Below are 16150 nucleotides of genomic sequence, written 5' to 3' on the forward strand. Positions count from 1 at the left end.
GTGAGTTATCCGCCGCCACCGCCGCCGCTGAACTACGCGCCGTACGGCGGGCCGCCGAAGAAGAACCGGGCCGGGTTGGTCATCGTCCTGCTGATCGGTGTGGTCGTGGCGTGCGTGGGCGCGGCCGGGTACATCGCGTACGACCTCGCGAGCAGTCGCGACAAGGAGCCGAAGGCAACCGAACAGGCGGACGGCACGCCCGTCGCACCGCCGTCGACGAAGCCGACGCCGGTCAAGCCCTCGGCGACCAAGCCGGTGGTGAAGCCCACCGCCAAGCCGACGGTGAGGCCGACAGCGCCCAGGCCGACGACGACGGTCGCCAAGCCGGTGCAGGCGCAGGCGGTGGTCCTCACGTTCGTCGCGAACCTGAACGCCGGCCGACCCGCTGTGGCCATCGGGCTGGCCTGCGTCGACACCAGGGACTTCGTGCAGACCCTGGTCGGCCAGATGATCGGGTCGCCGACGAATCTGGTGATCGGCGCGCAGAGCGGGTCCGAGCCGACGCTGGTGTTTCAGCTCAGCGGCACGACCAAAGGCAAGCAGGCCGCCGGCGTCGTGCTCGTCGACACCAGCGCGGCCCCCTGCATCAAGGTGATCAACGTGGCGACGTTCTAGCCAGTGCTCGGGCGGTGTCCAGCAGGTTGTCGCCGGTGGGCAGGGTGGCGATGATCGGGGTGTCGAGTCCGTTGTCGACGTACGCCTGGATCTTGGCCTTGCAGTCCGCGGCCGAGCCGTGCACGACCAGGTCGTCGATCACCTCGACCGGTACTGCGGCCATCGCCGCGTTCCGGTCGCCCGCGGCAAAGGCCGCGCGCATCGGACCGAGCGCCTCACCGCGACCGAGCCAGTCGTGGAAGGCCGAGTAGCCGGGCACGGTCAGGTACGTCGCGATCAGGTAGCGCCCGATGTTGCGCGCCATCTCGGCGTCCTCGGTGACGCAGACGAAGATCCTTGCCGCCAGCTCCTTGTCGTCCCCGAGCTCGGCGCGAACCTGCTTCACGTCACCGGCCGACAGCCAGTTGGTGATCGCGCCGTCGGCCTCCCGCTTGGCCAGCTTCAGCATCTGCGGCCGCAGCGCCGCCAGCATGATCGCGGGCGGTACGTCGGGCGCCTTCTCCAGCCGGAACCGCTGGATGGTGAAGCTCTCGAACTCGCCGTCCACCTTCTCCCCCGCGAACGCCTGCCGCAGGAACCGCAGCACGTCCCGGGTCCGCGCGAGCGGCGGGTCGTACGCGATCCCGTTCCACCCGGTCACGATGGTCTCCGACGACGCCCCGATCCCGAGCACGAACCGCCCAGGCGCGAGATCGGCCAGCGCGGCGGCGCTCATCGCCAGCGCGGCGGGCCCACGCGTGTGCACCGGTACGACGGCCGTCCCGAGCCGCAGCTGGTCGTCCCACTCCGAGGCCAGCACCAACGGCGTGAACGCATCAGCGCCCGCGACCTCCGCGGACCACAGGTCGGTGTACCCCAGCGAGGCAAGTTCGCCGATCAGCGCCTTGTGGTCGCGCAACGGCACCCCGGTCAGCGGAACAGTCAGTCCCCAACGCATCAGATCAGTCTCCTCAGCACCGGCAGCGGTGCGACCTTCATGAACCTCGCCAACGGCTCCCACGGCCAGGCCGGCACGTAGGCGCGTCCCTTCTCCGCCTCGATCGCGGCCACCATCGCCCGGACCCCGACCTCGGTCTCGACGATGAACGGCGTCTGCTTCACATGATCGTTCAGCTCGGACTTCACGTAGCCCGGACAGATCGCGCTGACCTTGATCGGCTTGCCGAGCAGTTCCATCCGCAGTCCCTCGGCGAGCGAGCTGACCGCCGCCTTGCTCGCGCCGTACGCCGTCAGCGAGCGCGGCAGCCCGCGCACTCCGGCGACCGAGGTGATGAAGACCAGGTGCCCGGCGTTCCGCTCCCGGAAGAGCTCCATCGCGGCCTCGGCCTGAGCCAGCGCGGCGACGTAGTTGGTCATCGTGGTCTCGAGGTTCGCGTCGAACCGGCCGGTGCCGACCGGCGTGCCCTTGCCGATCCCGGCGTTCACGATGATCCGGTCGAGGCCGCCCAGTTCGGTATCGAGCGCACGGAACACCTCGAACACCTGCGCGTGGTCGGTGACGTCGAGCCGGCGGACGACGACCGTCCGGTCCGGATGCGCCTTCGCCAGCTCGTCCCGCAGGTCGGTCAGCCGATCCTCGCGGCGGGCGGTCAGCGCGAGGTCGTGGCCCTTGGCAGCGAACTGCCGGGCCATCTCGGCGCCGAGCCCGGAGCTCGCCCCGGTGATCAGGATCGTGCGTCGTCGCATCGCTGCCCTATCTGTAGGTCAGTTCGTCGGTGCCGTCGAGATGCCCGTGCTCGTTGTAGCTGACCACGGTCAGCCCGCTGCGCCCGGACACCACCTTGGTGATCGCGGTGTTGATCGTCACCGGGTTCAGCCGCAGCCAGAGGTCGTCGCCGCCGGACCACAACCGGCTGACCACGGCCGCGATCGGCCCGCCGGAGGTGAACACCAGCACGGTCTCACCCTTGCCGGCCCGCGCGGCAACCCGCCGTACGGCCGCCTCGGATCGGTCGCAGAAGTCGGTGAAGCTCTCGGTGTACCCGTCGCCGCCCCGCGTCCAGCGCTCGGTCGCGGCGGTGAACATCTCCTGGAACGCCCGCGTCGGATGTCCGGTCCGCGCCAGGTCCGCGAGCAGCACAGCCCGACGCTTGTACGCCGGTTTGTGCGCGACGATCACCTGGTCGTGGTCGAACTCGTTGAACCCGGCGTCCACCTCGACGTCAGTCGGCAGCCCCGCGGCGGTCAGCGCGAGCGACGCCGTCCGGGCGTGCCGCTGCATCGCACCGGTGACCACGAGATCAGGCTTCACCCCGCGCGCGGCCAGGGTCTCGCCGAGCCGAACGGCCTGCCGGTCGCCGAGCGGCGAGAGCCGGTCGTAGTCGCTCTTGCCGAACGACGCCTGCGCGTGCCGGATCAGGTAGACGGTCCCCATTCAGGCCTTCCGGATGATCTGGCGGCAACGGCGTTCGAGCAGGTTGACCGGGAGCCAGAGGTTCTTGAACCGCGGGTTCCGGGTCTGCTTGTGGTGGTAGCGGTAGTAGATCTGCTGCGCGATCACGGCCAGACGGAACAGGCCGAACACCTCGTAGAAGGCCCAGTTCCCGCGATCCAGCCCGGTCTGCGCGCAGTAGTAGTCGACGATCTCGTCCCGGCTGATCATGCCCGGCGCGTCCGACGGCTGCAGGCGGAACCGCCGAAAGGCCCAGTCGTCGTCGGCCTGCACCCAGTACGCCAGGCCGCTGCCGAGATCCATCAGCGGATCGCCGATCGTCGCCAGCTCCCAGTCCAGTACGCCGATCACCTTCAGCGGATCGTCAGGATCGAGTACGACGTTGTCGAGCCGGAAGTCGTTGTGGATCACGCGGGACCCGACGTCGGCCGGGCGGTTCGCCTCGAGCCACGTCATCACCTTCTCGGCGCCGCCCACGTTCCAGGTCTTCGCCTTGCGGTAGCGCTCGGACCAGCCGTGCACCTGCCGCTCGACGTACCCGTCGCCGCGGCTGAGATCGGCCAGGCCGGCGTCGACCGGATCGACCTGGTGCAGCGCGACGAGCGTGTCGATCAGCGTGAAGCCGAGCTGCCGGGTCTGCTCCGGGGTCAGGTCGACACCGAGCGACGACCGGCGCGGGATCGTGCCGGCGACTCGCTCCATCACGTAGAACTCGGAGCCGAGCACGTCCGCATCGGTGCAGTGGGCAACCATCTTCGGGACGTACGGGAAGACCGGCGCGAGCGCGGCCTGGATCCGGTACTCGCGGCCCATGTCGTGCGCGCTCTTCGCCTTGGTCCCGGCCGGCGGGCGGCGCAGGATCAGGTCGCGGCCGTCGTACCGGAGCAGGTAGGTCAGGTTCGACGCGCCACCGGAGAACTGCCGTACGTCGGGAAGCCCGTCCGGCAGGTCGGTGTGCGTGCGCAGCCAGCCGTCGACGACCGGCACGTCGAAGGAGTCCTCGTCACGGACAGGGCGAGCTCCCTCGACGACGTCCGCCGCCACTACCGCTCTCCGCCCGACGGCACCTGGTCTCCGCTCGTCGCCTCCGCACGCTGCCGGGCGCGGGCGGCCATCTTGCGCATCTGCCGGTCGTACAGCGGCCGGGCGAACCGCTTCATCCGCCAGGCCAGCAGGGCCGGCCGGTCCGGGATGATCAGGAACTGCTTCTTCTTCACCCCGGCGACCACCACCGCCGCGATGTCGTCCGCGCTCCGCGGCGACTTCTCGATCAGCCGGCGCGCGGAGTCGCTCATCGCGGTGTCCGCACCCTGGATCGAGTCGCCCAGGTTGGTCTTGAAGAACGACGGGCAGACCACCGACACGCTCACGTCGTACGGGTGCAGCTCGTGCGAGAGCGTCTCGGACAGCGCGACCACGCCGGCCTTGACGGTGTTGTACGAGCTCATCATCGGCGGGTGCACGAGGCCGGCCGCGGACGCGGTGTTCACGATCTGGCCGGAGCGCTGCCGCTTGAACATCGGCGTGAACGCGCGGCAGCCGCGGACCACACCCATCAGGTTGATGTCGACGACCCGGTCCCACTCGGCCAGCGTCTCGATGTCGATCCGGCCGCCGGTCGCGACCCCGGCGTTGTTCACCAGGATGTCCAGCCCGCCCCAGGTCTGCTCGACCCACTCGACCGCGGCGTCCCAGTCCTCCGGGCTGCGGACGTTCAGCTGCCGGTACGTCGCACCTGCCGGCGGCGTCGACGTGGCCGCGACGTCCGTGCTCAGGACCTGGTGGCCCTCAGCAACGAAACGTTCGACCAGGGCGAGCCCGAGCCCGCTCGCTCCACCAGTGACCAGCACCCTGCTCATTCGGACTCCTTGTACTTCGCCAGCTCGATCCGTGCGACCACTCCACGGTGCACCTCGTCGGGCCCGTCCGCCAGTCGCAGCGCCCGGGCACCCGTCCAGGCCGCGGCCAGCGGGAAGTCGTCGGACAGTCCCCCACCGCCGTGCAGCTGGATCGCCATGTCGATCACGTCCTGCGCCATCCGCGGTACGGCGACCTTGATCTGGCTGACCTCGCTGAGCGCGCCGGCCAGGCCTTCGGTGTCGAGCAGGTGGGCAGTCTGAAGAACCAGGAGCCGGGCCTGGTTGATCGCGATCCGCGCGTCGGCGATCCGCTCGCGGTTGCCGCCGAGGTTGACCAGCGGCTTGCCGAACGCCGTCCGGCTGAGCCCACGCCGTACGGCGAGCTCGAGCGAGTGCTCGGCCAGGCCGATCAGGCGCATGCAGTGGTGCACGCGGCCCGGACCGAGCCGGCCCTGGGCGATCTCGAAGGCGCGGCCGGTGCCGACGAGGATGTTCTCGGCCGGGACGCGGACGTCGGTGAACGAGACCTCGCCGTGGCCGTGCGGTTCGTCGTACCGGTGCATGGCGGGGAGCAGGCGCTCGACCTTCACGCCGGGGGTGTCGCGCGGGACCAGGACCATCGTGTGCCGCGCGTAGCGGTGCGCGTCGGGGTCGGTCAGGCCCATGAAGATGAGCAGCTCGCAGTCCGGGTGACCGACGCCGGTGCTCCACCACTTGCGGCCGTTGATCACGACCTCGTCGCCGTCCAGGACCGCGGTCGCCGCCATGTTGGTCGCGTCGGACGACGCGACGTCGGGCTCGGTCATGCAGAACGCGGACCGGATCGCGCCGTCGAGCAGCGGTTCCAGCCAGCGCTTCTTCTGCTCCTCGGTGCCGTAGCGGAGCAGGACCTCCATGTTGCCGGTGTCCGGGGCGTTGCAGTTGAACACGTACGGCGCGAGGAACGAGCGACCGGTCAGCTCGGCGATCGGGGCGTAGTCGAGGTTGTTCAGGCCCACGCCGTACTGCTCGTTGCCGGGCTCGGCGGGCGGGAGGAAGAGGTTCCACAGACCCTGCTCGCGGGCCTTGGCCTGAAGGTTCTTGAACGCCGGCTGCGGCTGCCACGGATCGGCGGCATTCCTGGTCGCGGCGTGCAGCTCGGCCTCGACCGGCTCGATCTCGGTCCGCAGGAAGCGGTCGACCTGCTGGATCAGCTCTTGCGCCCGTGCGGACGGCTCGAACCCCATCACCACTCCTCGCGCTTGGACTGCCCGACGTTCTTGACCGTAGCGCACGTTCTAAGCAATGCTCAATAGCGTGAGCGTGGACCGGGGAAGCGAATCAGCGGCGCCTGCGCGACGGCGGCTGAGCGCGGACGACCGGCGCAAGCAGCTGGTCGGCATCGGGCTGATGATGCTGCGTACCCAGCCGATCCACGAGCTGTCGATCGACGCCGTGGCCGCCGAGGCGGGGATCTCGCGCGGACTGCTGTTCCACTACTTCCCGACCAAGCGGGACTTCTACATCGCGGTGATGCGCGCGGCGGGCCGTCGCCTGCTGCGGGTCACCAAGCCCGACGCGACCCTGCCGCCGGCCGATCAGCTGCGGCAGATGCTGCTCGCCTTCGTCGCGTTCGTGGGCCGCCGGCGCGACTCGTACATCTCCTTCGTCCGTGGCGCGGCCGGCGGGGACGTCTTCGTCGTCGAGGTGTACGCCGAGACGCGCGCGGCGCTGACCGCTCGCGTCCTGCTCCTGCTCGACCAAGCCGCCGAGGACCAGCCGTCGTCGCCGGTCAGACTGACGGTTCACGCCTGGCTGGCGTACGTCGAAGATCTGGCCATCGAGTGGTCGGGCCTGCCGGAGGCGGAGCGCCCGTACTCGGCCGAGCAGCTCGTCGATCGCGCACTCGGTGCACTGAAAGCCCTCAGCTAGCCGGCTCGGGGGGCGGGGGCACTGCGGCTGGTGGGACTGGGCGCGGGCCAGTCGAGTCCCGGACGACCAGTTCCGTGGCCAGCTCCACGTGCAGGGCCTCGACCTCGTGGCGGTCGAGCAGGCGGATCAGGAGGCTGACTGCCATCCGGCCCATCTCCTGAAGGGGCTGGCGAACCGTGGTGAGCAAGGGTGAGGTCGCCCGGCTGACGTCGATGTCGTCGAAGCCTGCGATCGAGAGGTCGTGCGGGACGCGCAGGCCACGCTGCGCGGCGGCTCGGAGGGCGCCGACGGCGGCCTTGTCGTTGAAGGCGACCAGGGCTGTCGGGCGGTTGGGGAGGTCGAGGAGTTCGCCTGCTGCGCGGTAGCCCTCTTCGGTGGTCGGTTCGACGTACCGGACGAGGGACGGGTCGGGGAGGGAGCCGGCGTCGGCAAGCGCTGCGGCGTGACCGCTCAGGCGGGCGTCGCTGGCGAGCCACTCGCGCGGGCCGGCGATGACGCCGATCCGGCGGTGGCCCAGGCCGGTGAGATGGGCGCTGACCTGGCGGGCGCCGGAGAAGTGGGCGGCGGAGACGGACGCGATGTCCCGCGGGAGCGGAGTCCTCGGATCGACGACGACGAAGGGCAGGCGCCGGTTCTGGAGCTGGACGAGGTCTTCGGGAGGTTCGGGCGGGAGGATGAGGATTGCTCCGGCGACTCCTGACTGCTCCCGCAGACTTGAAGGGACGTTGTCGCCCGCGTTCAGGATCAGTTGCCGGCCGTGGCGGTCGAGGGACTCGGCGATGGAGCTGACGATCAGGCCGAAGTAGTCGGTCAGCAGGTACGGGCAGCGCACGTAGACCGCGCCTGCGGCCGGCTTCGGCGTACCGCCACGCGGGCTGGGCGCACGCAGGCCGAGCTCCTCGACCGCGCGCTCGACCAGGGACCGGGTCTCGGGCGCGACGCTGCCCTGCTGGTTGAGCACCCGGGAGACGGTCGCGATCGACACTCCCGTCGCCGCCGCGACCTCGCGCACCGTCGCGCGTCCGCTAGGCATTTGTTACATCGCTTTGTTTCACGCTCGGCACCCTAGCCTGCCGCCTCAGGATCTTGACAGGGGTCAACCCGGCGGAGTTTCCTGAGGCAGTTTGTTGCAGCCGTGTTTCATCGGGGGAAGACCTTTGAGGAGTGCGATGAGAACACCGGCAATCGCCGCCGCCTTGGCGCTCGCCACCGCTTCACTGACCGGTCCCGCCGCCGCCCAGGCGCACCGGCCTCCGACCGAGCAGGCCCGGGTCTGGGTCACCACGCCCGACCGCGCCGAGCTGCTGCACGAGCGGGCCCCGGTCGCGTTCGGCCAGGGCTCGAGCAAGCAGACGACGATCACGGTCGACCCCCGTACGACGTACCAGACCGTCGACGGCTTCGGCGCCTCGATCACCGACTCCTCGGCCGCCGTGCTGTACCAACTGTCGGCCGCGGACCGCGAGAAGACGATGCGCTCGCTGTTCGACCCGAAGCAGGGCATCGGCGTCAGCTTCCTGCGCCAGGTGGTCGGCTCGTCCGACTTCACCGCGCAGCCCGAGCACTACACGTACGACGACATGCCCGCCGGCCAGACCGACTTCGGCCTGCGGCATTTCAGCATCGCCCACGAGCAGCAGCAGATCCTCCCACTGCTCCGCCGGGCCAAGCAGCTGAACCCGGCGTTGAAGGTGATGGCCACCCCGTGGAGCCCGCCGGCCTGGATGAAGACCGGCGACTCGCTGGTCGGCGGCCGCCTGAAGGACGACCCGGCCGTCTACAACGCCTACGCGCGCTACCTGGTGAAGTTCGTCAAGGCGTACGCCGCGGCCGGCGTACCGGTCGACTTCCTGTCGATCCAGAACGAGCCGCAGAACCGCACGCCCACGGCGTACCCCGGCACGGACATGCCGGTCCGGCAGGCGGCCGCCGTGATCGAGCAGCTCGGCCCGATGCTGCGCGCGGCCAGCCCGCGAACCAAGATCCTCGGCTACGACCACAACTGGACCACCCACCCGGGCGACGTCGCCAACACGCCGCCCGGCGAGGACCCGGAGACCGACTACCCGTACCAGCTGCTCAGCTCGCCGGCCGCGCGCTGGATCGCCGGTACGGCGTACCACTGCTACTCCGGCAGCCCGGCGGCGCAGACCGCGCTGCAGCAGGCCTTCCCCGAGAAGGGGATCTGGTTCACCGAGTGCTCCGGCTCGCACGGGCCGAACGACACCCCGCCGCAGATCTTCCGCGGCACGCTCACCTGGCACGCCCGCACGCTGATGCTCGGCACCACGCGGAACTGGGCGCGCTCGGTCGTGAACTGGAACATCGCGCTGAACGCCGACGGCGGTCCGCACAACGGCGGCTGCGACACCTGCACCGGCCTGGTCACACGGCAGGCCGACGGCACGGTGACGACCGACGCGGAGTACTACACGATCGGCCACCTGTCGAAGTTCGTGAAGCCCGGCGCGCAGCGGATCGGCTCCACGTCGTACGGCACGACCGGGTGGAACGGGCAGCTGATGTCGGCCGCCTTCCGCAACCCTGACGGGTCGACGGCGCTGGTCGTGCACAACGAGAACGACGAGCCGCGGACCTTCGCGGTCGCGGTCGGCGACAAGTCCTTCGAGTACACGCTGCCGGGCGGCTCGATCGGGACCTTCGTCTGGGCGCGCGAGCTGCGCTCGGAGTACAAGACTGTGCCGCTCGTGGCTGCGACGGCTTCGGTCGGCGCGGACCTCGCTCCGCTTGCCATCGACTCCGACGGGTCGACGCTGTGGCAGAGCAAGGAAGCGATCGCGTCGGGTCAGTACGTGCAGGTCGACCTCGGCACTGCGCGGACAGTACGACGGGTCGCGCTCGACAGCGGCGGGAACATCGGCGACTACCCGGGCACGTGGCAACTGTCGTACAGCAACGACGGTACGACGTGGCGCCCGCTGAAGACCGGCACGTCCGACGGCCAACTCACGAACGTGGACGTCTCGCCGACCCGGGCCCGCTACCTGCGGATCACGTCGACCGGCGCGAGCGACCACTGGTGGACACTGGCCGACGTCCGCGTCTACAGCTGAACGGGCCCGGCCCTTCTGCCCCCGAGGGCCGGTCTCACACCTCCGCGGCCGCCAGCCGTCCGGCGATCCAGCCGGCCGTGGCGGCCGCGGTTTCGTTGTCTCGGGCAACTACCTGGAGCCCGACCGGCAGACCGCGGACCGGCAGCGGCACGCTGATCGCGGGGAAGCCGGTGAGGTTGCCCAAGCGGGTGTTGCGCATCAGTTGGGCGCGGACGGCGGTCGACCGCTCGAGGTCGGCGACCTCCGCGATCAGTGGCGCGACGAGCGGGACTGTCGGCAGCACGACGGCGTCGTACTGGTTGAGCAGGGTCTTCACCTGCGCGCGGATCGTCTCGGCGTCACGGCGGGCCTGGACGTAGCGCCAGGCGGGCACCTCGGCGGCTTCCTGGAGCCGGAGCTGCACGTCGGGCTGGTACGCGCTGGTGTCGCGACCCGCGTGGTTGGCGACGGCTTCCGGGCCTTGCAGGTCGAACGCCGTCTTGAGGTGGTGCTCCGGGAGATCGACCGGCTCGGTCGTCGCTCCGGCGGTCTGCAAGCGCGCGAGTCCGGCGGCCCAGGCCTCGGCGACGTCGTTGTCGTACTCGCGGTTGGTGACCACGCCAAGGCGGGGCGGGGTCGCCATAGGTGCCGTAGGCAACGAACCTGTCAGCGCGGCCAGCGCGTAGGCCGCATCGGCGACGGTCGCCGTGAGCACGCCGACGTGGTCCAGACTCTGCGCGAGCGGGAAGACTCCGTCCACAGGCAAGGTCCCGTACGCCGGCTTGAAGCCGACCACACCGCACAGCGCGGCCGGGATCCGTACCGACCCGGCCGTGTCGGTCCCGATCGCCAGCGGCACGATGCCCGCGGCCACCGCGGCGCCGGCGCCCGAACTCGACCCGCCGGTCAGCCGCTCCGGGTCGTGCGGGTTGCGGCACGGGCCCACGCGGTTCGACGTACCGGTGCAGCCGTAGGCGAACTCGTGCGAGTGGCTGAGCCCGATCACGATCGCCCCGGCGGCGCGCAACCGTCGTACGACGTCCGCATCGCTCGTCCCGACCTCGTCCATCGCCACCGACCCGCAGCGGTAGGGCAGGCCTTCGACCTCGATGATCTCCTTCACCAGCACCGGCACACCGGCCAACGGCCCCTGCCGGTCGTGCCAGCCCGCGGCCGCACGAGCCCCGTCCTCGTCCAGATGGACGACGGCGTTCAGCCCGACGTTCTCGCGGGCCTTGGTCAACGCCTCCTCGACCAGGTCAGCAGGATCCAGCTCCCCGGAGCGGACTTGGGCGGCGATCTCCTCGAGCACGCGGACTACTAGAGCACGTCGATCGTCGAGCTGCCTCTGCTCGTTCGAACCTGATAGCTGGTTGTTACCCCGGCATCGGCGTGGAGTTTGTCGACGGCGCGGTAGGCGAGAGTGGCGGCGTCCTGGGTGACCTCCAGTACGCCGTACCCGTGCTGCCGCATATCGATCTGCTTCAGGTGCGGGTTGTACTGCAGACGCTTCTGCTCCTCGGCCTTCGCCGCGGCGGCGCTCTTGGTGTCGCCGGTGTTGGTCGACGTCACCGACGGGACGATGAACTCGACGCCGGCCCGGCGGGTGCCGCCGGGGTTGCCCGGGCTGCCGGGTGCGAAGCCGGTGTCCCAGAGCTCGCCGGAGAAGGTGTCGTGGTCGTCGCCGGTGACGACCACCAGGTCGGACACGCGCTCGGCGGCGAGCGAGAGCAGCTCCGTGCGCTCCGCGCCGTACCCGTCCCAGGTGTCCATGAACGCCCGCTCGCCGTTGGCGCCGGTGATCATGCCCATCATCATGTTCGGGTTCGCGAGCACCTTCCAGCGGGCGCCGGACGAGCGCAGCCCGTTCTCCAGCCAGGCCTTCTGCGGTGCGCCGAGCATCGATCGGCCGGGCGCGTCCGCGGCCGCGCAGACGATGCTGCCGCCGTCGTCGCAGGGCTGGTCGTCCTTGTACTGCCGGTTGTCGATCGCGAACAGCTCGACGGTCCGGCCGAGCTTGAGCGACCGGTAGGTGCGCGTCATGTCGTTCGCGGAGCGCGGGACCGGCATCCGCTCGAACCAGGTGTGCCAGGCCGCGGACTTCTTCTCCTGGAAGAAGAGCTCGGGCAGCGTCCAGTTGTCCTTGCTGTAGTTGTTGCGGAACTCGTGGTCGTCCCACAACGGCAGGAACGCGTGCTGCTGGTGCATCGCGCGCAGGTCGGGGTCACTGCGGTAGAGCGTGTACTTGGCCCGCATCGTCGGCAGGATCTGGGGATAGAGGTTGAGATCGATCCCCCGTACGCCGGGCAGCGTCGCCTCGTACACGTAGTCGCCCAGGCAGACGACCAGGTCGAGATCCTCCTGCGCGAGGTGCCGGTGCGTCGCGTAGTACCCCTCGGTGAAGCCCTGGCAGGTGAAGAACCCGATCCGCACCGGCTGGTTGGAGTCGGCCGGCCTGAGGGTCTGGAACCGGCCGACCGGGGAGACCGTGTCCTTGCCGCGGAACTGGTAGAAGTACTCCTCGCCCGCGGTCAGCCCGCCGGCCTCGAAGTGCACGCACCCGTCCCACTGCTTCTCCGCGACCACCGTCTGGACGATCACCGGCCTGGTCAGGTCACGCTGCTTCGACACCACGACGGCCAATTCGGCGTCGCTCTCGAACACCCCGCGCGGCACCCGTGTCCACAGCGTCGCCCCGTCGGTCCGCGGCACTCCCGCCATCACGCCTTCGGGGAACGTCGCTCCCCGCACGAGCGTCGACGACGCGTCCGCCGCCGTCCTGAGGGTTGGCGCTCCCCACGCCTGCCCCGAGCTCACGCCTGCCGCCACGATCCCGCCGATTACCACTCTGCGCGTCACCATGCGGAAAATACTGAAGGGTAATGATGAATTGGGAAAGACCTCACAGCGACCGGGCCATGACCGAGAGTTTCCGGAAACAACCGCGTCACGCCTGCTTGCTAGCGTCCGCCGCATGATCGACGGCGCAGTTCTCCGCCCAGTCACCTCCACGGACACTGCCCTGGTCGCCCTCACCACAGCCCAGCAGTCGGAGCTCGCCGCCCTCTACGGCGAGGACCAGCCCCTCGTCACCCCACACCCCGACACCGCCTTCACCCTGCTCCTCGTCGACAACACCCCGGTGGGCTGCATCGGCCTGCAGCCCGTCACCTCAACGGTCGGCGAGATCAAACGCCTGTACGTCGAACCGCCCTCCCGAGGCTGGGGCCTGTCCCGCCTGCTCCTCACCGCTGTGGAAAACCAGGCCGTCGATCAAGGCCTGACCACCCTCCGCCTCGAAACCGGCACCGAGCAGCACGCCGCCATCGCCCTCTACACCGGCCACGGCTACCACCCGATCCCCGCCTACCCACCCTTCGAGCACGAACCGGCGTCCCTCTGCTTCGCCAAGCAGCTCAGCTGAGGTTGAGGACCAGGTCCGCGCCTTCGCGGCGGAAGCCGAGCTTGTCGAGGTAGGAGGCGGACTCACGCATGCGGCGGGGGGCGACGACCTGGCGGAAGCCGTGGTCGGTGAAGACGTCGCTGCGGCGGTAGACGAACTCGCCGGGGGTGAAGTCGCGGTACTCGGGCAGAACGTAGTCCAGGTCGATCTGGGCGCGGCCTTCGCCGGCGTCGTGGGCCAGGACGACACCGACGGTGCGTTCGCCGCGCTGGACCAGAAAGGCGTACGGCGCTGTGGGGACGGAGAAGTCCGGGTTGAAGCGGCTGATGTCCTTGGCGTGCGCGTCGAGCACGTGCTTCAGGTAGGCGTCACCGGCGCCGACCTGCAGGACGGCGTACTCGGAGGTGTCGTGGCGGTGCCGGAGCAGGCGGTAGAGCTGGACGACGTTGATCACCGCGAGCACGGCGTTCATCCCGACCATCGGCCAGACGCCGATCACCAGGTTGAAGGCGACCAGGACGATGCAGCCGACGAAGTTCAGCAGGCGTAGCCGCAGGATCCGGGTCTGCAGCAACGACACGACCACCAGGGCCGAGCCGCCCCACCCGATGATGCTCCAGAAGTCCATGGCCGGAGAGTAGACCAGCTGCTCGCCTGGACTGGCTTTTGTTCCACGTGGAACGGTCGATCAGGAGTCGGGTCCCGTCTCGCCGTTCTTCTCGAAGCCGGTCAGCGGGACGTAGCTCGTCCACGGACCGAGCGCGAAGTACCCACGCCCGTACGGCGTGACCGCCGCGCCGGCCTGCCAGTACGGCACCCGCCGGAGGCCGTACCGGACGTACCGCACCTCCGGATCCTCGCCGGCGCGCACTCGCGCCGCGTCCTGCGCGCAGGCCGGGACGGTGCGCGTCCCGTACTTCGGCTGCGTCCACACGATGTCGGTCGTCGACGGACCGTGCTGGGGATTGAAGAAGCACGGCACCCGTCGTACCGGCACGGGCTCGCCCGCGACCCGCGCCTGGACGCAGACGATCGCGTACCGCCCGGTCGCCAGCGCGTCGGTCACCGCACTGATCCCCTCGGCGGACCGGATCCCCTTGACCGCGCGCTGCGCCGCCTCGTACGAGTCGAGCGCCACCTGGAAGTCCACCCGAGCGTCGACGTCCAGCTCGCGGCCGGTCACCCGCGCATCGAGCCGCGCGAGCTCCTCGCCGAGCAGAGTGATGTCCTCGTCGGCCAGCCGCCGGATCTCCGCCAGCTCCTCGGCGTCACCGCGACGAGCGCTGCGCCGGTCCCACACGTACCGGCCCAGCAGCACCACCCCACCGCCTCCCAGGGCGGCCCACAACCACTCCATCCACAGAAGTTACCGCCCTGTGGACAGAGCTGTGTACAACTCACAGGCCACGATCAGGTCACCCTGATCAGGTCAGCCGCGCTCGCCCCACCAGGCCAGCAAGGCCTCGCGCGCCGCGTCGACGCCGATCTCGCCCTGGTCCATCCGCAGCTCCATCAGGAACTTGTACGCCTCGCCGACCTCGCGACCAGGCCCGATCCCGAGGATCTCCATGATCTGGTTGCCGTCCAGGTCGGGCCGGATCGAGTCCAGCTCCTCCTGCTCGCGCAGCCGGTCGATCCGCACTTCCAGGTCGTCGTACGCCGAGCGCAGCGCGTCCGCCTTGCGCTTGTTCCGAGTCGTCGAGTCGGCTCGGGTCAGCACGTGCAGGCGACTCAGCAGCTTGCCCGCGTCGCGGACGTACCGGCGGACGGCGGAATCGGTCCACTCGCCGGTGCCGTACCCGTGGAAGCGCAGGTGCAGCTCGACCAGCTTGCCGACCTCGTCGATCTGCTCGTTGCTGAACCGCAGCGCGCGCATCCGCTTCTTGGCCAGCTTCGCGCCCACCACGTCGTGGTGGTGGAAGGTGACCTTGCCGTCGCCCTCGAACTTGCGCGTCTTCGGCTTGCCGATGTCGTGGATCAGCGCGGCGAACCGCACGATGAAGTCCGGCGCCTCGATCCCGTCCTTGGCCAGCCGTGGCTCCAGGTCGATCGCCTGGTCGAGCACGGTCAGCGAGTGCTGGTAGACGTCCTTGTGCCGGTGGTGCTCGTCCAGCTCGAGCCGCAGCGCCGGCAGCTCGGGCAGCACGTGGTCGGCCAGCCCGGTCGACACCAGCAGGTCCAGACCGACCCGCGGGTACGGCGCGCAGACCAGCTTCTCCAGCTCGTCGCGGACGCGCTCGGCCGACACGATCGCGATCCGGTCGGCCATCGCGGTCATCGCCTCGACCACCGCCGGGTCGGGCGTGAACGCCAATTGCGCCGCGAACCGGGCCGCCCGCATCATCCGCAGCGGGTCGTCCGAGAACGAGTCCTCCGGGGAGCCCGGCGTCCGGATCACCTTGTTCGCGACGTCCTCGAGCCCGCCGTACGGGTCGACGAAGCGGTGCGACGGGAGCAGCACCGCCATCGCGTTCATGGCGAAGTCTCGCCGCGCCAGATCGTCCTCGAGCGTCTCGCCGTAGGCCACCTCCGGTTTGCGCGAGGTGGGATCGTAGGACTCCGAGCGATAGGTGGTGATCTCCAGGACCCAGTCGTCCTTGCGGCAGCCGATGGTGCCGAAGGCCTTGCCGATGTCCCAGACGTGGTCGGCCCAGCCGGCCAGCAGCCGCTGGACGACGTCGGGCCGGGCCGAGGTGGCGAAGTCGAGATCCTTGCTCCCACGATCGAGGAGAATGTCGCGTACAGGACCTCCGACCAGCGCGATCTCGTGGCCGGCCGCGTCGAAGCGGGCACCCAGCTCGTCGACCACCGGGGCGATCTTCAGCAGCGCCTGGACGCCTTGCCGCTGGATGGCGGACAGCGATCCGGAGGAGCGCGACTGGTCGGGAGTAGGAGACACGGGGAACTAGGTTACGGT

General features: G+C 69.9%; 16 protein-coding genes. 4 read left to right on the forward strand and 12 right to left on the reverse strand.

Translation table 11 applies throughout. The annotated features are described in order from the left end of the window. Positions 1-615 carry a hypothetical protein gene (locus tag ACYVIO_RS05950; protein WP_460649631.1) on the forward strand — a complete coding sequence of 205 codons (615 nt, stop codon included), beginning with the start codon at positions 1-3 and terminating at the stop codon, positions 613-615. On the opposite strand, the gene ACYVIO_RS05955 is transcribed toward ACYVIO_RS05950, so the two are convergent. From ACYVIO_RS05955 to ACYVIO_RS05980, 6 genes are read right to left on the reverse strand one after another with little or no spacing between them, the layout of a single operon-like run. Then, entirely contained in the window at positions 596-1552 is a 957-nt protein-coding gene (locus tag ACYVIO_RS05955) for an LLM class F420-dependent oxidoreductase (RefSeq protein ID WP_460649632.1), read from the reverse strand. The two genes, ACYVIO_RS05950 and ACYVIO_RS05955, sit on opposite strands and share 20 nt — an antisense overlap. Continuing rightward, the gene (locus ACYVIO_RS05960; RefSeq protein WP_460649633.1) at positions 1552-2301 is read right to left on the reverse strand and encodes an SDR family oxidoreductase; all 750 of its coding nucleotides are present in this window, start codon (positions 2299-2301) and stop codon (positions 1552-1554) included. The genes ACYVIO_RS05955 and ACYVIO_RS05960 overlap by 1 nt, the downstream gene beginning before the upstream one ends. Positions 2302-2308: 7 nt before the next feature. Then, entirely contained in the window at positions 2309-2989 is a 681-nt protein-coding gene (locus ACYVIO_RS05965; RefSeq protein WP_460649634.1) for a histidine phosphatase family protein, read from the reverse strand. Continuing rightward, positions 2990-4051 carry a phosphotransferase family protein gene (locus ACYVIO_RS05970; protein WP_460649635.1) on the reverse strand — a complete coding sequence of 354 codons (1062 nt, stop codon included), beginning with the start codon at positions 4049-4051 and terminating at the stop codon, positions 2990-2992. It lies immediately after the preceding gene. Then, entirely contained in the window at positions 4051-4866 is an 816-nt protein-coding gene (locus ACYVIO_RS05975; RefSeq protein WP_460649636.1) for an SDR family NAD(P)-dependent oxidoreductase, read from the reverse strand. The genes ACYVIO_RS05970 and ACYVIO_RS05975 overlap by 1 nt, the downstream gene beginning before the upstream one ends. Beyond that, positions 4863-6092 carry an acyl-CoA dehydrogenase family protein gene (locus tag ACYVIO_RS05980; RefSeq protein WP_460649637.1) on the reverse strand — a complete coding sequence of 410 codons (1230 nt, stop codon included), beginning with the start codon at positions 6090-6092 and terminating at the stop codon, positions 4863-4865. The genes ACYVIO_RS05975 and ACYVIO_RS05980 overlap by 4 nt, the downstream gene beginning before the upstream one ends. Positions 6093-6162: 70 nt before the next feature. Here ACYVIO_RS05980 and ACYVIO_RS05985 point away from each other — a divergent pair, with 70 nt between their 5' ends. Next, on the forward strand, positions 6163-6777 hold the full coding sequence (locus ACYVIO_RS05985) for a TetR/AcrR family transcriptional regulator (protein ID WP_460649638.1): 615 nt from the start codon (positions 6163-6165) through the stop codon (positions 6775-6777). Here the strand turns inward: ACYVIO_RS05985 and ACYVIO_RS05990 are convergent. After that, entirely contained in the window at positions 6770-7810 is a 1041-nt protein-coding gene (locus ACYVIO_RS05990) for a LacI family DNA-binding transcriptional regulator (protein WP_460649639.1), read from the reverse strand. The genes ACYVIO_RS05985 and ACYVIO_RS05990 overlap by 8 nt on opposite strands. 136 nt (positions 7811-7946) lie before the next feature. Here ACYVIO_RS05990 and ACYVIO_RS05995 point away from each other — a divergent pair, with 136 nt between their 5' ends. Then, complete coding sequence (locus tag ACYVIO_RS05995; protein ID WP_460649640.1) at positions 7947-9851, forward strand: discoidin domain-containing protein; 1905 nt, start codon at positions 7947-7949, stop codon at positions 9849-9851. A gap of 34 nt (positions 9852-9885) precedes the next feature. On the opposite strand, the gene ACYVIO_RS06000 is transcribed toward ACYVIO_RS05995, so the two are convergent. Then, positions 9886-11142 (reverse strand): amidase, encoded by a 1257-nt coding sequence (locus ACYVIO_RS06000; RefSeq protein WP_460649641.1) that lies wholly within the window; start codon positions 11140-11142, stop codon positions 9886-9888. Between the two features lie 8 nt (positions 11143-11150). Further along, on the reverse strand, positions 11151-12692 hold the full coding sequence (locus tag ACYVIO_RS06005; RefSeq protein WP_460649642.1) for an alkaline phosphatase D family protein: 1542 nt from the start codon (positions 12690-12692) through the stop codon (positions 11151-11153). A 112-nt stretch (positions 12693-12804) separates the two neighbouring features. Here ACYVIO_RS06005 and ACYVIO_RS06010 point away from each other — a divergent pair, with 112 nt between their 5' ends. Then, on the forward strand, positions 12805-13254 hold the full coding sequence (locus tag ACYVIO_RS06010; RefSeq protein WP_460649643.1) for a GNAT family N-acetyltransferase: 450 nt from the start codon (positions 12805-12807) through the stop codon (positions 13252-13254). Here the strand turns inward: ACYVIO_RS06010 and ACYVIO_RS06015 are convergent. The 3 genes from ACYVIO_RS06015 to ACYVIO_RS06025 all read right to left on the reverse strand — a co-directional run bounded on the left by ACYVIO_RS06015 (position 13247) and on the right by ACYVIO_RS06025 (position 16132). Further along, the gene (locus ACYVIO_RS06015; RefSeq protein ID WP_460649644.1) at positions 13247-13861 is read right to left on the reverse strand and encodes a hypothetical protein; all 615 of its coding nucleotides are present in this window, start codon (positions 13859-13861) and stop codon (positions 13247-13249) included. The genes ACYVIO_RS06010 and ACYVIO_RS06015 overlap by 8 nt on opposite strands. A gap of 60 nt (positions 13862-13921) precedes the next feature. Beyond that, positions 13922-14590, reverse strand: coding sequence for a hypothetical protein (locus tag ACYVIO_RS06020; RefSeq protein ID WP_460649645.1), 669 nt, complete (start codon positions 14588-14590; stop codon positions 13922-13924). 72 nt (positions 14591-14662) lie between these two features. Then, positions 14663-16132 carry a CCA tRNA nucleotidyltransferase gene (locus tag ACYVIO_RS06025; RefSeq protein ID WP_460649646.1) on the reverse strand — a complete coding sequence of 490 codons (1470 nt, stop codon included), beginning with the start codon at positions 16130-16132 and terminating at the stop codon, positions 14663-14665. Positions 16133-16150: the final 18 nt, after the last annotated feature.

The organism is Kribbella endophytica (assembly GCF_054781295.1).

Coding starts and splice junctions, on each gene's coding strand:
- ACYVIO_RS05955 (WP_460649632.1), bottom strand. CDS start 1,552: ATGCGTTGGGGACTGACTGTTCCGCTGACCGGGGTGCCGTTGCGCGAC.
- ACYVIO_RS05960 (WP_460649633.1), bottom strand. CDS start 2,301: ATGCGACGACGCACGATCCTGATCACCGGGGCGAGCTCCGGGCTCGGC.
- ACYVIO_RS05965 (WP_460649634.1), bottom strand. CDS start 2,989: ATGGGGACCGTCTACCTGATCCGGCACGCGCAGGCGTCGTTCGGCAAG.
- ACYVIO_RS05975 (WP_460649636.1), bottom strand. CDS start 4,866: ATGAGCAGGGTGCTGGTCACTGGTGGAGCGAGCGGGCTCGGGCTCGCC.
- ACYVIO_RS05980 (WP_460649637.1), bottom strand. CDS start 6,092: ATGGGGTTCGAGCCGTCCGCACGGGCGCAAGAGCTGATCCAGCAGGTC.
- ACYVIO_RS05990 (WP_460649639.1), bottom strand. CDS start 7,810: ATGCCTAGCGGACGCGCGACGGTGCGCGAGGTCGCGGCGGCGACGGGA.
- ACYVIO_RS05995 (WP_460649640.1), top strand. CDS start 7,947: ATGAGAACACCGGCAATCGCCGCCGCCTTGGCGCTCGCCACCGCTTCA.
- ACYVIO_RS06005 (WP_460649642.1), bottom strand. CDS start 12,692: ATGGTGACGCGCAGAGTGGTAATCGGCGGGATCGTGGCGGCAGGCGTG.
- ACYVIO_RS06010 (WP_460649643.1), top strand. CDS start 12,805: ATGATCGACGGCGCAGTTCTCCGCCCAGTCACCTCCACGGACACTGCC.
- ACYVIO_RS06015 (WP_460649644.1), bottom strand. CDS start 13,861: ATGGACTTCTGGAGCATCATCGGGTGGGGCGGCTCGGCCCTGGTGGTC.
- ACYVIO_RS06020 (WP_460649645.1), bottom strand. CDS start 14,590: ATGGAGTGGTTGTGGGCCGCCCTGGGAGGCGGTGGGGTGGTGCTGCTG.